This is a genomic window from Ectobacillus sp. JY-23 (genome assembly GCF_023022965.1).
Classification (GTDB): Bacteria; Bacillota; Bacilli; order Bacillales; family Bacillaceae_G; genus Ectobacillus.
Genome location: NZ_CP095462.1, coordinates 1,091,992 through 1,114,210, shown reverse-complemented (window position 1 = coordinate 1,114,210; position 22,219 = coordinate 1,091,992). Strand labels below are relative to the sequence as shown.

The 22,219-nt window shown below is 40.0% G+C and carries 19 protein-coding genes and 1 riboswitch; of the genes, 18 read left to right on the top strand and 1 reads right to left on the bottom strand.

Annotated elements, in window-relative coordinates; translation table 11 throughout:
• The first annotated feature begins 95 nt into the window (after positions 1-95).
• From MUG87_RS05770 to MUG87_RS05690, 17 genes are all read left to right on the top strand, one after another.
• A complete protein-coding gene (locus MUG87_RS05770; RefSeq protein WP_247087525.1) occupies positions 96-956 on the top strand; it encodes a polysaccharide deacetylase family protein in 861 nt (286 codons plus the stop codon).
• A 133-nt stretch (positions 957-1,089) separates the two neighbouring features.
• Positions 1,090-2,328, top strand: coding sequence for a M16 family metallopeptidase (locus MUG87_RS05765; protein ID WP_247086399.1), 1,239 nt, complete (start codon positions 1,090-1,092; stop codon positions 2,326-2,328).
• 256 nt (positions 2,329-2,584) lie between these two features.
• Positions 2,585-2,833, top strand: a complete 249-nt coding sequence (locus MUG87_RS05760; RefSeq protein ID WP_247086397.1) for a YlmC/YmxH family sporulation protein — start codon at positions 2,585-2,587, stop codon at positions 2,831-2,833.
• A gap of 147 nt (positions 2,834-2,980) precedes the next feature.
• Positions 2,981-3,880 carry a dipicolinic acid synthetase subunit A gene (gene dpaA, locus MUG87_RS05755; RefSeq protein ID WP_247086395.1) on the top strand — a complete coding sequence of 300 codons (900 nt, stop codon included), beginning with the start codon at positions 2,981-2,983 and terminating at the stop codon, positions 3,878-3,880.
• Positions 3,877-4,479: a dipicolinate synthase subunit B gene (locus MUG87_RS05750; protein WP_247086393.1), complete on the top strand. Its 603-nt coding sequence runs from the start codon at positions 3,877-3,879 to the stop codon at positions 4,477-4,479. The genes dpaA and MUG87_RS05750 overlap by 4 nt, the downstream gene beginning before the upstream one ends.
• A gap of 254 nt (positions 4,480-4,733) precedes the next feature.
• Entirely contained in the window at positions 4,734-5,780 is a 1,047-nt protein-coding gene (asd, locus tag MUG87_RS05745; RefSeq protein WP_247086391.1) for an aspartate-semialdehyde dehydrogenase, read from the top strand.
• A 20-nt stretch (positions 5,781-5,800) separates the two neighbouring features.
• The gene (gene dapG / locus MUG87_RS05740; protein ID WP_247086389.1) at positions 5,801-7,027 is read left to right on the top strand and encodes an aspartate kinase; all 1,227 of its coding nucleotides are present in this window, start codon (positions 5,801-5,803) and stop codon (positions 7,025-7,027) included.
• Positions 7,024-7,902 (top strand): 4-hydroxy-tetrahydrodipicolinate synthase, encoded by an 879-nt coding sequence (gene dapA, locus MUG87_RS05735; protein WP_247086387.1) that lies wholly within the window; start codon positions 7,024-7,026, stop codon positions 7,900-7,902. The genes dapG and dapA overlap by 4 nt, the downstream gene beginning before the upstream one ends.
• 204 nt (positions 7,903-8,106) lie before the next feature.
• Entirely contained in the window at positions 8,107-9,777 is a 1,671-nt protein-coding gene (locus tag MUG87_RS05730; protein WP_247086385.1) for a ribonuclease J, read from the top strand.
• Positions 9,778-10,022: 245 nt separating this feature from the next.
• Positions 10,023-10,739 (top strand): ClpP family protease, encoded by a 717-nt coding sequence (locus MUG87_RS05725; RefSeq protein ID WP_124563689.1) that lies wholly within the window; start codon positions 10,023-10,025, stop codon positions 10,737-10,739.
• On the top strand, positions 10,736-10,942 hold the full coding sequence (locus MUG87_RS05720; protein ID WP_247086383.1) for a YlzJ-like family protein: 207 nt from the start codon (positions 10,736-10,738) through the stop codon (positions 10,940-10,942). Before MUG87_RS05725 ends, MUG87_RS05720 begins: the two co-directional genes overlap by 4 nt.
• Before the next feature lie 95 nt (positions 10,943-11,037).
• Positions 11,038-13,350 carry a DNA translocase FtsK gene (locus MUG87_RS05715; RefSeq protein ID WP_247086381.1) on the top strand — a complete coding sequence of 771 codons (2,313 nt, stop codon included), beginning with the start codon at positions 11,038-11,040 and terminating at the stop codon, positions 13,348-13,350.
• 59 nt (positions 13,351-13,409) lie between these two features.
• Positions 13,410-13,511: riboswitch (purine riboswitch) on the top strand.
• Positions 13,512-13,736: 225 nt separating this feature from the next.
• A complete protein-coding gene (locus tag MUG87_RS05710; protein ID WP_247086379.1) occupies positions 13,737-14,462 on the top strand; it encodes a GntR family transcriptional regulator in 726 nt (241 codons plus the stop codon).
• 96 nt (positions 14,463-14,558) lie between these two features.
• Entirely contained in the window at positions 14,559-15,629 is a 1,071-nt protein-coding gene (locus MUG87_RS05705; RefSeq protein ID WP_247086377.1) for a BMP family lipoprotein, read from the top strand.
• Between the two features lie 64 nt (positions 15,630-15,693).
• Positions 15,694-17,226: an ABC transporter ATP-binding protein gene (locus MUG87_RS05700; RefSeq protein ID WP_247086375.1), complete on the top strand. Its 1,533-nt coding sequence runs from the start codon at positions 15,694-15,696 to the stop codon at positions 17,224-17,226.
• Positions 17,219-18,277, top strand: coding sequence for an ABC transporter permease (locus MUG87_RS05695; protein ID WP_247086373.1), 1,059 nt, complete (start codon positions 17,219-17,221; stop codon positions 18,275-18,277). Before MUG87_RS05700 ends, MUG87_RS05695 begins: the two co-directional genes overlap by 8 nt.
• Positions 18,278-19,237, top strand: a complete 960-nt coding sequence (locus MUG87_RS05690; RefSeq protein WP_247086371.1) for an ABC transporter permease — start codon at positions 18,278-18,280, stop codon at positions 19,235-19,237. It begins immediately after the preceding gene.
• 134 nt (positions 19,238-19,371) lie between these two features.
• On the opposite strand, the gene MUG87_RS05685 is transcribed toward MUG87_RS05690, so the two are convergent.
• A protein-coding gene (locus tag MUG87_RS05685; protein WP_247081727.1) for an IS1182 family transposase occupies positions 19,372-20,732 on the bottom strand; the annotation gives its coding sequence in 2 pieces (ribosomal slippage) (positions 19,372-20,171 and positions 20,171-20,732; 1,362 coding nt in all).
• 224 nt (positions 20,733-20,956) lie between these two features.
• Between MUG87_RS05685 and MUG87_RS05680 the strand changes: the two genes are divergently transcribed.
• A complete protein-coding gene (locus MUG87_RS05680; protein ID WP_247086369.1) occupies positions 20,957-22,219 on the top strand; it encodes an EF-P 5-aminopentanol modification-associated protein YfmF in 1,263 nt (420 codons plus the stop codon).

Genomic DNA, 22,219 nt, shown 5'->3' with positions numbered 1-22,219 from the left:
TCGGTACATACTGTTTGATAAGGAGGAGTTATATGAAACGCATTGCTGGTTTTACTATCATAAGTGTGCTGTTACTAATCATACCAAATACATATATGCAGTATGGCAAACCAGTTAGAGCAGCCGCTGCAACAGAAGGTTTATATGAAGAAATTAAGAGCAAGGCAAATCAGTATGAAAAGGCTCCGCAAAACGCAGTCGTCGATAAAATTTGGAAGGCCATGCCTGGTTATAACGGATTGGAAGTAGATATAGAAGCATCGTATCAAAATATGAAAAAACAGCAACGATTTGACCCGAAAAGGCTTGTATATAAAGAAATAGCACCAAGTGTGCATCTACGAGATTTACCTCCTGCTCCTATATACCGTGGCCATCCGGATAAAAAAATGATTGCGTTAACCATTAATGTGGCATGGGGAAATGAATATCTTCCTGTTATGTTAGAAATATTAAAAAAACATAATGTGTGCGCAACTTTTTTTTTAGAGGGGCGCTGGGTAAAGGAACATCCTTCTTTCGCAAAAATGATTGCAGAAGCAGGGCAAGAAGTTGGAAATCACTCCTATACACATCCTGATATGAAGACCTTATCAGCAGCGTCCATTCGCGAACAACTTAGTAAAACCAATGATATGATTGCAGTTACAACAGGGGAAAAAGTAAAGTGGTTTGCGCCGCCAAGCGGAAGCTATCGAGATGAAGTGGTGAAAATTGCTGATGAATTGCAATTGGGTACCATTATGTGGACTGTAGACACAATTGATTGGCAACGACCTGCCCCCTCTGTCTTAATTGAACGAGTAACGAGAAAAGCACATAATGGTGCAATTGTACTCATGCATCCAACTTCATCAACAGCGCAGTCTTTAGATACCCTTATTATGTTACTAAAAAAACAAGGCTATAGGCTCGGTACTGTGTCAGATTTATTGGATGAAAAACGAATTGACTAAAGTGTGATAAATAGCATATAAAACAAGTCATTCTGTGTATAATGATTTGCATGACATGTGTTGTTGAAATTGTTATGATTGAGAAGCACATGTTGTATGTGACATAGGATGACTTGCAATAGGAGGATGGCTTTTGATTACTAAACAAACATGCAAAAATGGAGTAAGAATCGTATTTGAACAAATCCCGACTGTTCGCTCTGTTGCAATCGGGGTATGGATTCATACAGGATCACGTCATGAAAACGCTAGTAATAATGGCATTTCACACTTTTTAGAGCATATGTTTTTTAAAGGAACAAAAACAAGGTCCGCTCGTGAAATTGCTGAATCATTTGACAGCATTGGTGGACAAGTAAATGCATTTACATCAAAGGAGTATACATGCTATTACGCAAAAGTACTGGATGAACATGCAGAATATGCGTTGGAAGTTTTGGCTGATATGTTTTTTAATTCTACATTTGTAGATGAAGAGCTGAAAAAAGAAAAAAATGTTGTTTATGAAGAAATTAAAATGTATGAGGATACACCCGATGATATTGTGCACGACATGCTTACAAAGGCAGTATATGAAACACATCCACTTGGTTATCCTATTTTAGGAACAGAGAATACTCTCGCTACCTTTACTAGTGATACGCTGCGTCAATATATGCAAGAGCGGTATACGCCTGAAAATGTGGTAATCTCCATTGCTGGTAATGTTAGTGAAGCTTTTATGAAAACAGCAGAACAGTATTTTGGGAGCTATGAAGGAAAGACAAAGCGTGAACAAGTACATAATCCGGTATTTCATACAAATAAGGTTGCACGTAAAAAAGAAACAGAGCAGGCGCATCTTTGTTTAGGGTACAAGGGACTGCCTGTGGGAAATGATAAGGTATACAGCTTAATCGTACTAAATAATATATTGGGTGGCAGTATGAGTAGTCGATTGTTCCAGGAGGTTCGGGAGCAGCGCGGTCTTGCATATTCCGTGTTTTCTTATCACTCCTCTTATGAAGATACAGGTATGATGACAATCTATGCAGGTACAGGTAGTCAACAATTGGACACTTTATATGAAACAATTCACCAGGCGCTTGCACAATTAAAGCAAGAAGGTATTACAGAAAAAGAACTTGCCAACAGTAAAGAGCAGCTTAAAGGTAGTTTAATGTTAAGTTTAGAAAGCACAAACAGCCGCATGAGCCGAAACGGAAAAAATGAAATGCTTCTTGGTATTCATCGCTCACTTGATGAAATGATTGAAAGCATTAACGAGGTAAGTAAAGACGAAGTGGACGAATTAATTCATCAAACATTTACAAATGAGTTTGCTGTCTCACTCATTAGTCCAACCGGAGAATTACCGCGCGGATTACAGTAAAAGTCGCCTAAGAGCGGCTTTTTTTATCTTAGCTGTGTTAAAGCCTGAGGTTACGAATTGTCCCTTGTTAATGAGAGTGAGGAGGTGAGACTCCTATTGGAAAAGCGAGTCAAAGGGAGACCTCGCAGGCGCATAGCGCTCGGAAAGCGAACCCCCGTAATGGAAATCAACAACGAGCTGTAACAGAGCCTTTATCTTTTAGGATAAAGTTCTTTTTTAGCATGAGTTGACATACAAGTGAGTAGGGGGGATGAGCATGCGCTTGAGCGAATTAAGTGGCAAAGAGATTGTAGATCTGGAACGGGCAGAACGGATGGGAGTTCTTGGTCATGCAGACCTGGAAATCGATGAGAACGATGGTCGCATTCATACTTTAATTATTCCTACTGGTAAATGGAGTGCTTTTAAGCGATCGCAACAAGAAGTCCGCGTATCGTGGAAGCGAATTAAAAAAGTAGGGCAGGATATGATTATTTTTGATTTTTCTCATCATGATGATGAATAGGTGAAAAAGAACCGTGCAAATGATGCACGGTTTTTTCTTTTCTTAATATAAACTGCTGGGGGATAATCACCCAGTCCTCGTACAATACATATGATGTTTTGTGAAAGATAGGCGTTAGAATACAGACAAAAGAAGGTGAATACGGGGATGTTAACTGACATGCATATAGCGGTGATTGGAGGAGATGCAAGACAGCTTGAAGTGATTCGGAAATTAATTGAGCTGGATGCAAAACTTTCTTTAATCGGGTTTGATCAACTGGACCATGGGTTTACAGGAGCGACAAAAGGACAAATCGAAGAATTAGATTTTGCGTCTTTAGATGCCGTTATATTACCTGTAGCGGGGACAGATTCAGAAGGAAAAGTAGATACTATTTTTTCAAATAAAAAAGTTGTACTTACAAAAGAACAAATTGAACAGACGCCACCGCATTTTACAGTGTATTCGGGTATTAGTAATACGTATTTAAATGAAATTATCGCAGTGTGCAGTCGTAATTTAGTGAAGCTCTTCGAACGTGATGATGTTGCAATATATAATTCAATCCCCACTGTTGAAGGCACGCTAATGATGGTTATTCAGCATACTGACTATACCATTCACGGTTCTAAAGTAATGGTTTTAGGGTTTGGTAGAACGGGAATGAGCGTAGCTAGATCTTTTCAAGCATTAGGTGCACATGTACGAGTTGGAGCAAGGCGTTCAGAGCATTTGGCGCGTATTACAGAAATGACTTTTACACCGTTTCATTTAAAAGACTTAGAGCAGCAAGTCCAAGATGTGGATATTGTCATCAACACAATCCCTCATCCAATTGTTTCAGCGAATGTAATTGCTAAAATGCCCGCACACACCTTAATTATTGATTTAGCATCAAAGCCGGGTGGCACAGATTTTCGATATGCAGAAAAAAGAGGTGTGAAGGCCTTTTTAGCACCGGGGTTGCCTGGCATTGTAGCACCTAAAACAGCTGGGCAAATTTTGGCAAATGTACTCACATCGTTATTAGCAGAGAACAAAGCAAGAAAGGAGAATGGAAGATGAGCTTAAAGGGAAAACGTATTGGATTTGGTTTAACTGGTTCGCATTGCACATATGCAGAGGTAATGCCCTTCTTGCAGCAATTAGTTGACGAGGGAGCTGAGGTGCGTCCAGTAGTATCTTACACACTACAAACAACAAATACACGTTTTGGAGATGGGCAGGACTGGATTAAAAAAATAGAAGAAATTACAGGATTTTCAGTTATTGATAGCATTGTTAAAGCTGAGCCACTTGGCCCTACCATTCCACTTGATTGTATGGTAATTGCACCGCTTACAGGAAGTTCTATGAGCAAACTAGCAAATGCACAAACAGACTCCCCGGTATTAATGGCTGCTAAAGCTACACTTCGCAATTGGAAGCCGGTTATTCTAGCAATTTCCACAAATGACGCATTAGGATTAAATGGGGTAAATTTAATGAGATTAATGGGTTCCCGTAATATGTATTTTGTTCCATTTGGTCAGGATGCACCTGAAAAGAAACCGAGTTCCATGGTAGCGCGAATGGAATTGCTTCGTGATACAGTGGCATCAGCATTGGAAGGAAAACAGCTACAGCCCGTTATTGTAGAAAAATACAAATATATGAATGAATAATAGGAAAGCTAGAACTATTTTTTTATAAAACACTCAATCCCATGCAACAATGTGTTATTATGTTTCTATATAAATTCAGATGAAAGAAATGAAAGTATGAAGACCTTCTTTCTAGATGGGATAGAGTGTCAAGCTCTCGTTTTACCTATTACACCAGTTTGGATAGGGAAGGTTAAAGTGAATTTATATGGCGGAGATGGGGGACAGTGCCCCGTCTTTTTTATAAGTACATTGTGTGAGAGAGGGGCATAGTGATGGAAAAGAAACGATCTTTTCATGTCGCTGTAGTCGGAGCGACAGGTGCAGTTGGACAACAAATTTTAAATACATTGGAAAATAGAAATTTTCCAATCGGAAAATTGTCGTTATTATCTTCGAAACGTTCGGCCGGAACAACGGTGGTGTTCAAAAATGAGAACGTAACTGTACAAGAAGCTACACCGGAAAGCTTTGCAGGTGTGGATATTGCATTGTTTAGCGCAGGAGGCGCGGTTTCTAAAGCATTGGCTCCTGAAGCAGCTGCACGCGGCGCAATCGTTGTAGATAATACGAGCGCATTTCGAATGGCAACAGATGTTCCGCTAGTTGTACCAGAGGTAAACGAGCAGGATTTGCTGGCACATAAGGGGATCATCGCTAATCCAAACTGCTCCACTATTCAAATGGTTGTAGCGCTAGAGCCACTTCGTCAAGCCTATGGCTTAAAAAAAGTGATTGCTTCCACATACCAAGCGGTTTCAGGAGCAGGAGCATCAGCAATCGAAGAGCTTCATATACAAACAAAGACAGCACTTGAAGGTCAGCAGGTAGAGCCAAAGATTTTGCCAGTAAAAAGTGGCGAAAAGCACTATCAAATTGCATTCAATGCTATTCCGCAAATTGATGTATTTACTGAGAACGGCTTTACGTATGAAGAAATGAAAATGATTAATGAAACGAAAAAAATTATGCATATGCCAGAACTTGAGGTAGCTGCAACTTGTGTGCGTCTCCCAGTTGTGGCAGGGCATTCAGAGTCTGTTTATATCGAAGTAGAAAAAGAGGGTGTAACAGCCGAAGAAATTCGTGTATTGCTTTCTGAGGCAGAAGGAGTTATTGTACAGGACAATCCAGCTGAACAATTGTATCCGATGCCATTTTACGCAGCAGGACAAAATGAAGTCTTTGTAGGGCGAATCCGTAAAGATTTAAACAATGACAAAGGATTTCACCTCTGGATTGTGTCTGATAACTTGTTAAAGGGCGCAGCATGGAACTCTGTACAAATTGCTGAAAGATTGATTAAACTAGGATTAGTGTAACTTCTAAAGAGGGTGCAAACATGAAAATCATTGTACAAAAATTTGGTGGTACGTCTGTACGAGATGAGAAAGGTAGACAGCATGCTTTTAAGCACATCTCACAGGCATTACAAGATGGATATAAAGTTGTAGTGGTTGTTTCAGCTATGGGCCGTAAAGGTGAACCGTATGCTACAGATACGCTTCTTAGTTTAGTGGGAGATAAACAGGCGTATCTTTCAAAACGTGAAAAAGATTTGCTGTTATCGTGCGGAGAGCTTATTTCTGCCGTTGTATTTTCAAACATGTTGAATGAGCTTGGCGTAGATGCGACAGCACTTACTGGTGCACAAGCAGGGTTCATAACAAATAATGATTTCACGAATGCGAAAATTATTGAAATGAAGTGTGAGCGTGTATTACAAGAATTAGAAGATCACGATGTGGTTGTAGTAGCTGGATTTCAAGGAAAAACAAAAGACGGTGATACTACAACACTTGGTCGCGGTGGAAGTGATACATCTGCCTCGGCTCTTGGAGTTGCATTGAATGCAGAATACATTGATATCTTCACAGATGTAGAGGGTATCATGACTGCCGATCCACGCATTGTAAAAGATGCAAGACCACTTGATATTGTCACGTATAATGAAATTTGCAATATGGCATATCAGGGAGCGAAGGTCATTCATCCAAGGGCAGTAGAAATTGCTATGCATGCTAAGGTACCTCTCCGTGTAAGATCTACTTACTCAGAAGGAACTGGTACACTTGTTACTGCTTATGAAGGAGCAGTACAAGGGCAAGATGTACAAGAGCGTCCAGTAACTGGTATCGCGCATGTATCCAACGTTACACAGATTAAAGTAATGGCAAAGGACGCGCCGTATGACTTGCAGGCTCAAGTATTTAAGGAGATGGCAAAAGAAAAAATTAGCGTCGACTTAATTAATATTTCGCCGACAGGTGTAGCTTACACTGTAAGTGACGATGTAGCGGATCGAGCAATTGAGGTACTAGGTGAAATAGGCTATGAGCCAATTGTTACAAGACACTGCGCAAAGGTGTCTATTGTAGGAGCTGGTATGACGGGCGTTCCTGGTGTAACGTCACGTATTGTTACAGCTCTTTCAGAAGCCGGCATTCAAATTCTGCAATCTGCGGATAGTCATACGACGATTTGGATGCTTGTAAAAGAAAGTGATTTGGTAAACGCAGTAAATGCGCTACACAGTGCATTTGAATTATCTAAAGAGGTGAAATTATGATTGATTTCGGCACAATTGCAACGGCAATGATTACGCCTTTTGACAACAAAGAAAACATCGATTTTGCCAAAACAACGCAGTTGGTCAATTATTTAATTGAGAACGGTACAACTTCTTTAGTTGTATGTGGAACAACCGGCGAGTCACCTACGTTGACAACACAAGAAAAAGTGGCCTTGTTTCGTCATGTAGTTGAGGTTGTAGCTGGGAGGGTTCCGGTCGTAGCAGGAACAGGTAGCAATAATACGCGTGCATCAATCGAATTAACGGTACTTGCGGAAGAAGCGGGTGTAGATGCAATCATGCTTGTTGCACCATATTATAATAAGCCTAGTCAAGAAGGCTTATATCAGCATTTTAAAGAGATTGCGAACGCAACTAAATTACCTGTTATGTTGTATAACGTTCCAGGGCGTTCGGTAGTAACAATGTCAGTTGAGACAATTGTGCGTTTGTCTCAAATTCCAAACATTGTAGCACTTAAGGACGCCGGCGGTGATGTGTTAGCAATGACAGAGGTCATTGAGCAAACAGGAGACGATTTTGCTGTATATAGTGGAGATGATGGTTTGACGTTGCCGGCGATGGCGATTGGCGCGCGTGGTGTAGTTTCAGTCGCTTCGCACATCATTGGTAATCAAATGCAGGAGATGATTAAAGCTTATGAGAACGGTGATATGAAAACAGCGCAAAGCTTGCATCAGCTTGTTTTACGTGTCACAAAAGCGGTGTTTATGGCGCCGAGTCCAACACCTGTCAAAACGGCATTGCAAATGCTTGGGATGAATGTAGGATCCGTTCGTTTGCCACTTATACCTCTATCTGAAGGAGAAAGACAAACACTACAAGAAGTTATTCAATCTATTCCAAAATAAGAGTAAAGCCGCCCGTTTCAAACAGGCGGCTTTACTCTTTTAATTGTTGGTTCGAATAAATGTCTCTTTTAAAAGAACGTTACTATTTTGTTATGTATAAATATCACTACTAGAAATTAGCTTGTATTCTAATTCTTTTATCAGGTATAATAATTTCAAGTGACTTAGTACGGGATTGTGCAGTAAATTTGGGAGGCAGGATAGGTGGAAATTAAAGAAACAGAATTAGTAAAAGTGTTTGCCCTCGGAGGAGTAGGGGAAATCGGTAAAAACATGTATTGCGTGGAAATTGATTCGGATATTTACATAGTGGATGCCGGGCTGATGTTTCCGGACGAAGAAATGTTTGGAATTGATATTGTCATTCCTGATATTACATATTTAGAAACAAATAAAGAACGAGTAAAAGCATTATTTTTAACGCACGGTCACGAAGATCATATTGGTGGAATTGCATACGTACTAAGAAAACTGCATATTCCTGTATACGGGACAAAGCTTACATTGGGTCTTGTAGAAGCAAAGCTTAGCGAGGCAGGGTTACTCGGAAAGGTTACCCTAAAAACCATTGATGCAAATTCAGTGGTCAATTTCAGAACAACAACGGTTTCATTTTTCCGAACAAATCATAGCATTCCTGACTCTGTAGGAGTTGCATTTCATACATCTCAGGGAGCAATTGTATACACGGGTGATTTCAAATTTGATCAAACACCAGTTGATAAGTACGGGGCAGATATTGGTAAAATGGCAAAGCTTGGTCATGAAGGTGTGCTTTGCTTATTATCAGATAGTACCAATGCAGAAAGACCAGGCTACACAGGATCTGAGAGTGCTGTAGGGGTCGAAATATCAAAAGAGTTTTATAAAGCAGAAGGTCGTATTCTTGTAGCTTCGTTTGCATCCAACGTACATCGGATTCAACAAGTATTTGATGCTGCTTATGAACATGGCCGCAAAGTAGCTGTTGTAGGTCGCAGTATGGTGAAGGTGGTTGATATTGCTCATAACCTAGGATATTTACACATTCCCGATGGTATGATGATTTCCTTACAGGATATTGATAACTACCCGGAGCGTCAAGTAGCTGTTTTAACAACAGGAAGTCAGGGAGAGCCAATGGCAGCTCTTTCACGTATGGCAAAGAATGCACATAAACAGATGTCTATACGAAAAGGTGACACTGTTATTATAGCTGCTTCACCGATTCCAGGGAACGAAACATCTGTTTCTAAAACAATCGATCTGTTATTCCGCGCGGGTGCCAATGTTGTGTATTATGGTGAAAAGAAAGTGCATGTATCCGGTCATGGCAGTCAAGAAGAGTTAAAGCTTATGCTGAATTTAATGAAGCCAAAATATTTCTTACCGGTACATGGAGAATTTAGAATGCAAAAAGCGCATGCGAAGCTGGCTCGAGAAATTGGTATGGATCAAAATGATATTTTTATTGTGGACAAGGGAGATGTTATTTCGTTTAGTAACGGAGAACCCAAAGCAAGTGGCAAAGTGCAAGCCGGAAATGTATTAATTGACGGACTAGGTATTGGAGATGTTGGAAACATTGTCTTGCGCGATCGGAAGCTATTGTCTCAGGATGGTATTCTTGTTGTTGTGGTTACTTTAAAAAAAGAAACAAAGGCAATTGTATCTGGTCCTGAAATCATCTCTCGTGGCTTTGTATATGTAAGAGAATCAGAGAAGCTCATTGATGATTCCGGGAAGATGGTAAAGGAAATTGTAGAAAAAGCTATTCGTGAATCTTCAGTTGAGTGGTCCACGCTCAAGCAAAGTGTGCGCGAGTCGTTAAGTCAATTCTTGTTTGACAAAACAAAACGTCGTCCCATGATTTTACCAATCATCATGGAAGTGTAAGCGAATGAATTGGTTTCTACTAAGTCTTACAACATGTGCCGGGTGCTTTAGCATCCGGCATGTTGTATGTGAAATACATAAACTCATGTAGCTTTCTCCACATATGAGTAGCAAAAAAATAAAAGAAAAAGAATAATTGTATGATTGTGCTCATTCCTAGGGAGACGGTGTTTTTTTTCTTTTCCTACATGAAAACCCAAACATGACAAATACTATTGGTATCATTATGAAAGTGGGGTATGATCATGTCAGAACATTATATAATGAACGAAGAAGGGGAAAAAAAAGACCCAAGAGACTCCCTTGTTGAAAAAATTCAGCAGCTTGGACAGACAAATGTACCGCAAATGAGTGAATCGCGCATTCATTGCTTAACTATTATTGGACAAATTGAAGGACATGTACAGCTTCCACCGCAAAACAAAACAACAAAGTATGAGCATCTGATTCCTCAAATTGTAGCAATTGAGCAAAATCCAAAAATAGAGGGCTTGCTTATTTTATTAAATACAGTAGGTGGAGATGTGGAAGCGGGTTTAGCTATTTCAGAAATGATTGCATCGTTGTCAAAACCTACTGTATCTATTGTACTTGGTGGCGGACATAGCATTGGTGTGCCAATTGCCGTGGCAACAGACTATTCGTATATCGTAGAAACGGCCACTATGACGATTCATCCAATTCGCTTAACAGGACTTGTAATTGGTGTTCCTCAAACTTTTGAGTATCTTGATAAAATGCAGGAACGTGTCATTAAATTTGTGACAAAGCATTCTAAAATTACAGAAGACCGCTTTAAGGAATTGATGTTTGCGAAAGGAAACTTGACCCGCGATATTGGCACAAATGTGGTTGGTGCAGATGCGGTTAAGTATGGGTTGATAGACGAAGTGGGAGGAATTGGAGAAGCCATCCGTAAGCTGAATGAAATGATTGACATGCAAGGGAAGATGGTTCAATGATTTTATATACAATAGTACCGGAGCATTTTATTTATCCTGTTGATGAACAGATATTTCATAAACAACAGATTGTAAGCTGTAATGGGGTAGCAATGATGGTAGAGTCAAATGGAGAACAAGGACATGCTATTGTAAGGGTGTTAAGTAGCAATCCACAAGACTATTTGCGTTATCAACCGGGTCAGCAAATATGGATTCGTTGAAAAAGAAGGAATTTGCTCATGCAATATGGTATACTATAGAAAAAGAATGTAGCAGCCAATTATGGCTGCTTTCTTACGTTTGTAGAGGTGGCAAAATGGCAAAACAAAAGCAGAGAGTACAAAAGAATAAAGAAAGAAAATCCGTACAACCTACGATGTATTATGAGATTGTGGGCTTAACTCTTTTTGCGCTCTCACTCATTACAATATTGCACCTTGGTATGGTGGGGAAGGCACTTGTTTTATTTTTTCGTTTTTTCTTTGGAGAATGGTACATGGCAGGAGTGGGTGCGGCATTTGCACTTTCAATTTATTTTGTGATGAAGCGAAACTGGCCAAATTTATTACATAAACGTTTAGTAGGTATATATTTAATTGTTATTGCGTTATTAATGTTCAGTCATATTGCACTATTTAATATGTTAACGCAAAAAGGGCAGTTCCCAAGTCCTTCAGTTCTAGTGAGTACAAAAGAGCTATTTTTCATGGAAATAAAAGGGAAAGTTGGCTCACAAAAGCTAGGCGGTGGTATGATTGGAGCTGTTGCTTTTGCTTGCTGTTACTTTTTATTTGATGAAGCAGGCGCATACATTGTAGGTATCATTTTTGTACTTCTTGGCTTGCTTTGTGTCACAAATAAACATATTGGTGAAATACTTGCACCAGTGGTGTATCTCGTACGTGAGCAATTGAAGGCGTTCGGCCAAGATTATAAAGAGTGGCGAGAAGGAAGAGCAGCTGTGCAAACTGAAAAAAAGAAGGTACAACGAAGTAAAGTAATGGAGACTGCTGTAGAAGATGAGGTAGAGGATGAGTTTGAAGAAGCAGAGGAAGAGTCAAGCGTTCCGCCAATTATTTCAAATTTTGCTGAGCGTACCATTACAGAGCCCATAGTGACAAAAGAAAAGATTGTCAAAGAACAACGAATAGAAGCGGAAGAGGTTGTAGATCCAGGACCGCCTATGCAGTTTACCAATATTGAGAATAAAGATTATTTGCTGCCCGCTTTGGATTTACTTCGCTTACCCGAAAATGGTCATGTAACTGATGAAAATGAATTAATTTATAAAAATGCAAGAAAGCTGGAGCAAACCTTTAAAAGTTTTGGGGTTAAGGCGAAAGTAACCAAGGTTCACAGAGGGCCGGCTGTCACAAAATACGAAGTGTATCCGGATATGGGAGTTAAAGTTAGCAAAATTGTTAGCTTAAGTGATGATTTAGCGCTCGCATTGGCAGCGAAAGATATTCGGATTGAAGCTCCTATTCCTGGCAAATCTGCAGTTGGTATTGAAGTGCCGAACGCGGAGGTTGCGATGGTTACGTTGCGTGAGGTTTTGGAATCTAAAGGAGCAAGTCGAAACGAAGATCCTCTGTTGATTGGCTTAGGCCGTGACATTACTGGAGAAGCCGTGATGGCACAGCTTAATAAAATGCCCCATTTATTAGTGGCTGGAGCCACAGGAAGTGGAAAAAGCGTTTGCATTAACGGGATTATCACAAGTATTTTAATGCGAGCGAAGCCTCATGAAGTCAAGCTTATGATGATTGACCCGAAAATGGTTGAACTCAATGTATATAATGGTGTACCACACCTTTTGGCACCGGTGGTAACAGATCCGAAAAAAGCATCTATGGCACTAAAGAAAGTCGTAAGTGAGATGGAAAGGCGTTACGAATTGTTTGCACATAGCGGTACGAGAAATATTGAGGGGTATAATGAATATGTGCGCCAATATAACGAACAAGCCGAAGCAAAGCAACCAAGTTTGCCATATATTGTAGTAATTGTGGACGAGCTTGCGGATTTAATGATGGTGGCTTCATCAGATGTTGAAGATGCTATTATGCGGTTGGCACAAATGGCACGCGCAGCCGGTATTCATTTAATATTGGCAACGCAGCGTCCTTCTGTAGATGTTATTACAGGGGTAATTAAAGCGAACATCCCATCACGTATTGCTTTTGCAGTGTCTTCACAGACTGATTCAAGAACAATCTTGGATGCGGGTGGCGCCGAAAAATTATTAGGGCGTGGCGACATGCTCTTCTTACCAACAGGGTCATCTAAGCCTGTTCGAGTACAAGGGGCCTTTTTATCCGATGAGGAAGTAGAAAATGTTGTATCGTTCGTTATTTCCCAGCAAAAAGCACAATATCAAGAGGATATGATTTTACCGATTGCAGATGTTGTACAGGAATCCGGTGACGATTTATATGAAGAAGCAGTCCAATTGGTTATTGATATGCAAACGGCATCTGTGTCTATGCTGCAACGTCGTTTTCGGATCGGTTATGCAAGGGCAGCGCGTTTAATTGATGTGATGGAGGCGAACGGTGTAGTAGGCCCATATGAGGGAAGTAAACCGAGAGAAGTACTTATTAAGGATATAGAAGAGATGAGTTCGTAATATCCGAAGATTTTTGTCGAATGTTGTTGACGATGTACGGATATTATGATATTATTTACCTCAGAATGAATTAGATACCTCATATAATCATGGAGATATGGTCCAGAAGTTTCTACCTAGCAGCCTTAAATTGCTAGACTATGAGGAGAGCGGTGACGCACATCCCCTGTGCTCTAGTTTTCTCATGACGTAGAGATACTGATGCATAGGGGTTTTTTTTATGCATAAATATATAAAAATTTGTGCTAGCAAAATTATTAACATTTATTCGACAAATTACAACTTTTATATTTTGATTTTTATAATTTCATGATATAGTAAGGTTGGAAAAGACGAAAAGATGTCTTACATCAGAGGTCGAATAAGTGGAACACTGGGGGATTAGCATGTCGATCAGGTCAGATAACCGGCATCTTTACTTACGAGTGATAGACCGGATTAAAGATGACATTAAAGAAGGCGTATACAAAGAAAAGCAGAAATTGCCTTCGGAATTTGATTTGGCAAAGGAGCTTGGGGTTTCTCGAGCGACCTTGCGAGAGGCGTTGCGCATTTTAGAAGAAGAAAATGTCGTGCTTCGCCGTCATGGTGTTGGTACTTTTGTAAACGCTACACCGCTCTTCTCATCTGGGATTGAGCAGCTTTACAGCATCACTGATATGATTGCGGATGCCAAAAAAGTACCAGGTACTATCTTTCTATCATCTTCGCTTACAAGTTTGACGGAAGAAGAGAAAGAGAAGTTTCGTTGTACAGAGAATGTGGAAGCGCTTGCAATAGAGCGGGTGAGAACGGCAGATGGGGAACCGGTCGTATATTGTGTTGATAAAATGCCGCATAATATTTTACCGGATTTGTCAGACTATAAAGAAGAGTCATTGCTGAGTATTATTCACAGAAAAACAAACAAACGTGTGACATATGCAGTGGCTCATATTGAACCGCTGGGCTATCATTCGAAGGTGTCACCAATTTTAGAATGTGATCCAGAAACAGCACTACTTGTTTTAAAGCAAATGCATTACGATCAAAATGATGAGCCTATCTTGTATTCTTTAAATTATTTCAGAGCAGATAAGTTTAGCTTCCATGTACTAAGAAAACGGATGTAATGTCCCTCATCCTTTTGAGGAGGTGACACCTTTCAAAAGGGACAGTAGATAAAGAGATACAAAAACTGCAAAAGCATATTATGGAGGGGTTCTAGTATGAAGAAAAAAGCAGGTCTTTTATTATCCTTAACATTGGCAGCAAGTACAGTATTAGGTGCTTGCGGAACAGACAAAGCAGAAGAAAAAGGTGGCGACAAAAAAGCGTCTGACTTTAAAGTAGGTATGGTTACTGATACTGGCGGTGTTAATGACAAATCCTTTAACCAATCAGCTTGGGAAGGGTTAACTAAGTTTGGTAAAGCAAATGGATTGAAAGAAAATGAAGGTTATCGTTACTTGCAATCCGAAAAAGAATCTGACTACTTGAACAACCTAAACAAATTTAGCGAAGCGAAATTTGACATTACTTTTGGTATCGGCTTCCTGATGGCAGATGCAATTGGTAAGGCTGCTGACCAAGCAAAAGACAGCCAGTTTGCAATCGTTGATATGGTAGTAGATAAACCAAACGTGACAAGCATCGTATTTAAAGAGAACGAAGGTTCTTTCCTTGTTGGTGCGGTAGCAGCTATGACGACAAAATCCAATAAAATTGGCTTTATCGGCGGCGTAGAGAGCGATTTGATTAAAAAGTTCCAATATGGCTTCATCGCGGGTGCAAAAGCGGTAAACCCGAACATTGAGGTTGTATCTCAATATGCAGGTGATTTTAACAACATTGCAAAAGGTACACAATTGGCTTCTACAATGTATGGACAAGGCGTGGACGTAATCTACCATGCTGCAGGCGGTACAGGTAACGGCGTGTTCACTGAAGCAAAAAACCGTAAGAAAAAAGGTGAGAAGGTATGGGTAATTGGTGTTGACCGTGACCAACATCAAGAAGGTATGCCTGAAAACGTTACATTAACTTCTATGGTTAAACGTGTAGATGTTGCGGTTGAAGAGGTTGCTAAAGAAGCAAAAGAAGGCACGCTTAAAGGCGGCGCTATTAAAGAGTTTGGCTTGAAAGACAAAGGTATTGATATTGCTGAAACAACTGAAAATGTGAGCAAAGAAGCATTGGCTAAAGTAGAAGAGTTCAAGAAGCAAATCCTTGACGGTCAATTAAAAGTTCCTGCGACTGAAGCAGAATACAAAACATATGAAGCTTCTCTGAAAAAATAAGACACAGAGAAATAGCAAAGGTTAGTTCTTGGAACTAACCTTTGTATGTATAGGGGGTTAATTCATGGAATATGTAATTGAGATGAACCATATTACAAAGGTTTTCCCTGGCATTAAAGCAAACGATGATATTACCTTACAAGTAAAGAAAGGTGAAATCCATGCATTGCTTGGGGAAAATGGTGCCGGAAAATCGACACTAATGAACATCCTTTTCGGTTTATATCAGCCGGAAGAGGGTGAAATCAAAATTAAAGGTCAAGCTGTTAAAATTACAAGTCCTAATATTGCAAACGATTTAGGGATTGGTATGGTGCATCAGCACTTTATGCTTGTACACAATTTTACAGTCGCAGAAAATATTATTCTGGGAAATGAACCTAAAAAGGGCGGTAAAATCAATATTGAAGACGCAGCTGCAGAGATTAAGCAATTATCTGAGCAGTATGGACTGGCAGTAGATCCGTATGCGAAAATTGAGGATATTTCTGTAGGGATGCAACAACGCGTTGAAATTTTGAAAACATTATATCGCGGCGCCGAAATCTTAATTTTCGATGAGCCAACAGCTGTATTGACACCTCAAGAGATTCATGAACTCATGAACATTATGAAGCGCCTGGTACAAGAAGGTAAATCTATTGTCCTCATCACACATAAATTAAAAGAGATTATGGAAGTGTGCGATCGTTGCACAATTATTCGTAAAGGTAAAGGCATTGGAACAGTTGACATTCAGAACTCGAGTGAGCAGGAGCTAGCAGAGTTGATGGTGGGAAGAGAAGTTAACTTCAAGACTGAAAAGTCAGACGCCCAACCACAACAGGATGTATTAAAAATTTCAAATCTGGTTGTACATGATGCCCGCAATTTACCTGCTGTAAAAGGCCTTGACTTAACTGTTCGTGCAGGAGAAATTGTCGGAGTTGCAGGGGTAGATGGTAACGGTCAAAGCGAACTGATTGAAGCAATCACAGGGTTACGAAAAGTTGAGTCAGGTTCTATTACATTAAATCAAAAAGATGTTACGAACTGGCCTACGCGCCGTATTACAGAAGAAGGTGTCGGACATATTCCACAGGACCGCCATAAGCACGGTTTGGTTCTAGACTTTTCTATCGGTGATAATATGGTGTTACAAACCTATTATAAAGCACCTATTTCTAGAAACGGTATATTAAACTTCGGTAAGGTATACGAAAAAGCAAAGTCGTTAATTCAGCAATTTGACGTGCGCACTCCAAGCGAACATACGCCTGCACGCGCCTTATCAGGTGGAAACCAGCAAAAAGCAATTATTGCTCGCGAAGTGGACCGTAATCCGGATTTATTAATTGCAGCACAACCTACACGTGGTCTAGATGTAGGAGCAATTGAGTTTATTCATAAAAAACTTGTTGAGCAACGTGACAACGGAAAAGCAGTTTTACTTTTATCACTTGAATTAGATGAAATTTTAAATGTAAGTGACCGCATTGCTGTTATTTACGAAGGGCGCATTGTAGGTATTGTAAATGCGAAAGAAACAAACGAGCAAGAGTTAGGCCTGTTGATGGCGGGCGGAACGCAAGGGGAGAAGGTGGACAACCATGCATAAAGGATTTTTATCATCACGCACAATTAATATATTGGTTCCTGTATTATCAGCATTATTTGGTCTTTTAATGGGAGCTATTGTTATGCTTGTGAGCGGCTATGACCCGGTTGTTGGATATGCGGCACTTATTGAAGGCATGTTCGGTAACCCACGTGCTGTCGGAGAAACAATTCGTACGATGTTACCGCTTGTGTTAGCTGGTTTGTCTGTGGCATTTGCTTTCCGTACAGGTTTATTTAATATCGGAGTAGAAGGTCAATTGCTCGTTGGTTGGCTTGCTGCTGTGTGGGTTGGATATGCGTTTGACTTACCGAAAGTTATTCATTTACCGTTGTCTATCTTAGTTGCTGCAGTAGCGGGAGGCTTATGGGGGTTTGTTCCTGGTTACTTAAAGGGCAAGTTTAAAGTAAATGAAGTTATTGTAACAATCATGATGAATTACGTAGCATTGTATGTGACGTATGACTTAATTAAGCGTTTTTTACATGCCGGCAATGAAAAAACATATGATGTCAAAGCAACTGCTTCTCTTGCATCTCCATGGTTATCATCTATTACAGATGGTTCGCGCTTACACTGGGGAATTATCATCGTGTTGTTTGCTACCATCGTGATGTGGTTTTTATTAGATCGCACGACTATGGGTTACGAATTAAAAGCAGTAGGATACAATCAACACGCTTCTCATTATGCTGGTATGCAAGTGTCTCGTAACGTTATTCTTTCCATGACAATTGCTGGTGCGTTTGCTGGAATTGCTGGTTCTATGGAAGCTTTAGGTACATTCCAGTACATGACTGCAATGACAGCCTTTACGGGAGTTGGATTTGACGGAATTGCGGTTGCGCTTCTTGGTATGAATAATCCGTTCGGTATTATTTTATCAGCATTATTATTCGGTGGATTAAAGAGTGCAGCGCCGCAAATGAACTTTACAGCAAATGTGCCGTCTGAACTTATCAATGTTATTGTCGCATGTATTATCTTCTTTGTAGCGTGTAGTTACGTCATTCGTTGGGCTTTAAATCGCTTTAGCAAGGAGGGCAAATAAATGAGCTTCTTGGATATTCTCGCTATTATCATACAAGGAACGTTGTATACAGCAGCCCCTCTCATTTTCACAGCTTTAGGCGGTGTGTTTAGTGAAAGATCTGGTGTTGTAAATATTGCACTGGAAGGTTTAATGCTGTTTGGTGCGTTTATTGGGATTGTAACAACATTATTAATGTCTGATACGTGGGGCGCTGCTACACCTTGGATTTCACTTTTAATTGCTGCTGTAGGTTGTGGTTTGTTTGCATTGCTTCATGCGGTTGCTTCTATTACTTTTAAAGCAGATCAAGTTGTCAGTGGTGTGGCAATCAACTTCTTGGCGCTCGGGCTAACAGTATTTGCTATTAAAAAGATATTTGGAAAAGGCCAAACGGATGTAATTCAATATCGTGTTGACAAAATGGATATACCTGTTCTTTCTGATATTCCGGTAATTGGAAAGCTGTTCTTTACGTCGATTCCACTAACATCGTATATTGCAATTGCCATGGTATTTTTAGTATGGTATATCATCTATAAAACGCCATTTGGTTTACGTCTTCGTGCGGTGGGAGAGCATCCAATGGCGGCTGATACAATGGGTATTAACGTATATAAAATGCGTTACACAGCTGTTGTTATTTCTGGTATGTTTGCAGGTCTTGGCGGTGCGGTGTTCGCGACATCTATTTCGAACAACTTCTCAGGTGGGACAATTGCAGGACAAGGCTTTCTTGCATTGGCCGCTATGATTTTTGGAAAATGGCATCCGATTGGTGCGCTCGGGGCAGCATTGTTCTTCGGGTTTGCACAGTCTCTGGGAGTAACAGGTGGAACACTTCCACTGTTACAAAACATTCCACCAGTGATATTAATTATTCTTCCGTATGTGTTAACTATTTTTGCGTTAGTAGGTTTTGTAGGACGCTCTGAAGCTCCTAAAGCACTTGGTACGCCGTACGAAAAAGGAAAACGTTAAAAAGAACTCGCGCTTTGCGCGAGTTTTTTCCAGAGTGTTGAGAAACCTAAAAGGTTTCTTAATACTCTGTCCCTAGTTTCAATTTTTATGGAAACTATGTCTGAAATGAAGTAAAAATAAACAGGAATTGCCCTTCATCTGACCTGTTTGGTCAGATGAAGGGCAATTTTTTTCATGTTTTGACAAGCTGCGGTGAGAAAAGCCTGCATTTGGACAGACTCCCGCCCTCGAAAACGTGCATACCGGTAGCCATGAAGTTCTTTCGCATCGGCAAAACTGCGCTCAATTGTAGAACAACGTAGCTTGTACAGACGCTTACCGGCACTTGTCTTTTTGTTGGCGCGAGCCAAGTCCTTATAATCCTCCCAAATATGTCGAGTAATGGTACGCGTTTTTTGTTGTTTAGAAAAACACTTGGGACGAAGAGGACAAGCCGCACAATCATCTGGATTCGATTTATATTGTCGATTTCCATCACGGTCTGTCGTCACATAAGATAAGATACAACCCATCGGGCAAGCAAAGCGATTTGACTCTTTTACATAATGAAAAGAACGTTTTGGTACCTCTTTATTTGTTTTTCCGAATCTACGATATCCCATGACCATAAAAATGTTTTGTTTCGCTAAATTTTTACAAATATGACCTGTAAAGTATCCCGCATCTAGTGCCACAGCTTCTACCTGAAATCCAAAGGTTTTTATTTGCGCTTTAAGACGTGCCAAATACGGCCCAGAATCGGATACATTCCCGGCCGTAATATATGTGTCTGTGATGATATTGTATTTTGCATCGACAGTGCGATGATCGAGGTAGTGAAACCCATTTGGTTTTCCGTCTCTCATTAGAAATCCACTGTCAGGGTCTGTTGTACTAGAACGGATATAAGTAGGTTGTTTGGCTTCGCCTTCCTTTCGAGGTTTTAGTTCTTTTTTCCGTTTGTTTGCCGATCCTCAGTTACAGCCTTTTCTAATTCTTCTAGATAGATTTTGGGCTGTTCTTTTTTTAGCTTTTGTACATACTTATTTTTATTTGCATTCGCCTTTACGTGCGTAGAATCTGTCATTAGAGCGCGACCGCCCACCATGCGGTGGGATTGAGCTTGTCTGACAATCTCTTGAAAGATGTCTTCAAAAATGGTTGTGTGAACAAAGCGAGTACGTCGGTTCCAACTAATAGTAGAGTGATCAGGAACAGGATCTGATAAAGAAAAGCCTAAAAACCACCGATACGCTAGATTCATTTTAATTTCTTTCTCTAACTGACGTTCGGAACGGATTCCATAAAAGTAACCGATAAAAATCATCTTGAATAAAGTGATGGGATGAATGGAAGGACGCCCATTATCTTCGCAGTAATACGGGCGAAGCTTTTCCTCAATAAAAGCAAAATCTATTGTGGCTTCTACAGCTCGTAAAAAGTGATCTTGTGGAACAAGCTCTTCGATTGAAGTCGTAACACGCTCATCTCGGTGATTTTTCAGTGCACCCATCATATCAAATCTCTCCTTCTCTCCTTTTTAATCAGTTTGCACAGTGGAAAGAAGTCATAAACATAAAAAACGGCTGTGGAGAACACTTTCTCCACAGCCTGAAAAAGAACTCGCGCTTTGCGCGAGTTTTTTCGTTTTTCACATATACTAACAATACGTTAGAAATTTGCCAAGTTCATGCAAGGAAATGTATATTGAAGAAGAATATGTATATAAGGAGGAATAAGATGGAACAGCAAACACAAATAGCTGGTTTACGTGTACATACAGTTGCTACTACAAAATACAAAACGAATACACTTGTACTGCGAATGAAGGCACCCTTATCGGAGGAAACAGTTACACAGCGTGCCTTGTTGCCATATGTATTACAAAGCGGTACAAAAACGTTTCCAACCGTCAAGCTGATTAGGCAGCATCTTGAAGAATTATATGGTGCTTCTTTAGGCGTAGATGTTAGTAAAAAGGGTGAACATCATATTATCTCTTTTTATATGGACGTTGCAAACGAAGTGTATTTACAAGATGCCCCTCTTCTTCTAGAAAAGGCGATCAAAATGCTAGCAGAGTTGATTTTACATCCAATCACAGAAGATGACGTGTTTGTCGCATCAATTGTTGAAAGTGAAAAGCGCTCTTTATTACAACGTTTAGAATCCGTGTATGACGATAAAATGCGTTATGCTAATGATCGGCTGTTAGAGGAAATGTGCCAAGGCGAAGCTTATCGATTCAACGCAAACGGCATAAAAGAAAAAATTACCGAAATCACACCAGCTTCTTTATTTTCGTATTATCAGCAAGTGTTGAGAGAGGATTGCCTGGATTTATATGTGATTGGCGATGTAAATGAATCTGTGGAAGCTTTAATACAAACATATTTCACATTACCAGCACAACGAAAGCAGCATTGTGAAGTGGTGGTATCACCGTCCAAACAAGTATCAGAGCGAGAAGTGATTGAGAAACAGGACTTAAAACAAAGTAAATTGCATATTGGCTATCGCACTCATGTTACATATAAAGATACAGACTATTTTGCGCTACAAGTATTCAATGGTCTATTTGGAGGATTTTCACACTCTAAACTATTTATCAATGTACGGGAGAAAAATAGCCTTGCATATTACGCTGCATCTCGTTATGAAAGTCATAAAGGACTTTTGTTTGTTATGTCAGGCATTGAAGCTAAAAATTATAAAAAAGCTGTTTCCATTATTAATGAGCAACTAGAAGCAATGCAAAATGGAGATTTTACTGAGCAAGAATTACAGCAAACAAAAGCAGTAATCAATAATCAAATTCTTGAAACGATTGATACACCAAGAGGATTAGTTGAAATGCTATACCATAATGTTGTAGCTGATTACGAACGTCCAATTGCCCAATGGGAGGAAGCGATTAATAGTGTAACAAAAGAGGAAGTGGTCGCCGTAGCAAAAAAGATAGAGACTGATACCGTTTACTTGTTGCAAGGGGAGGGTGCTTAA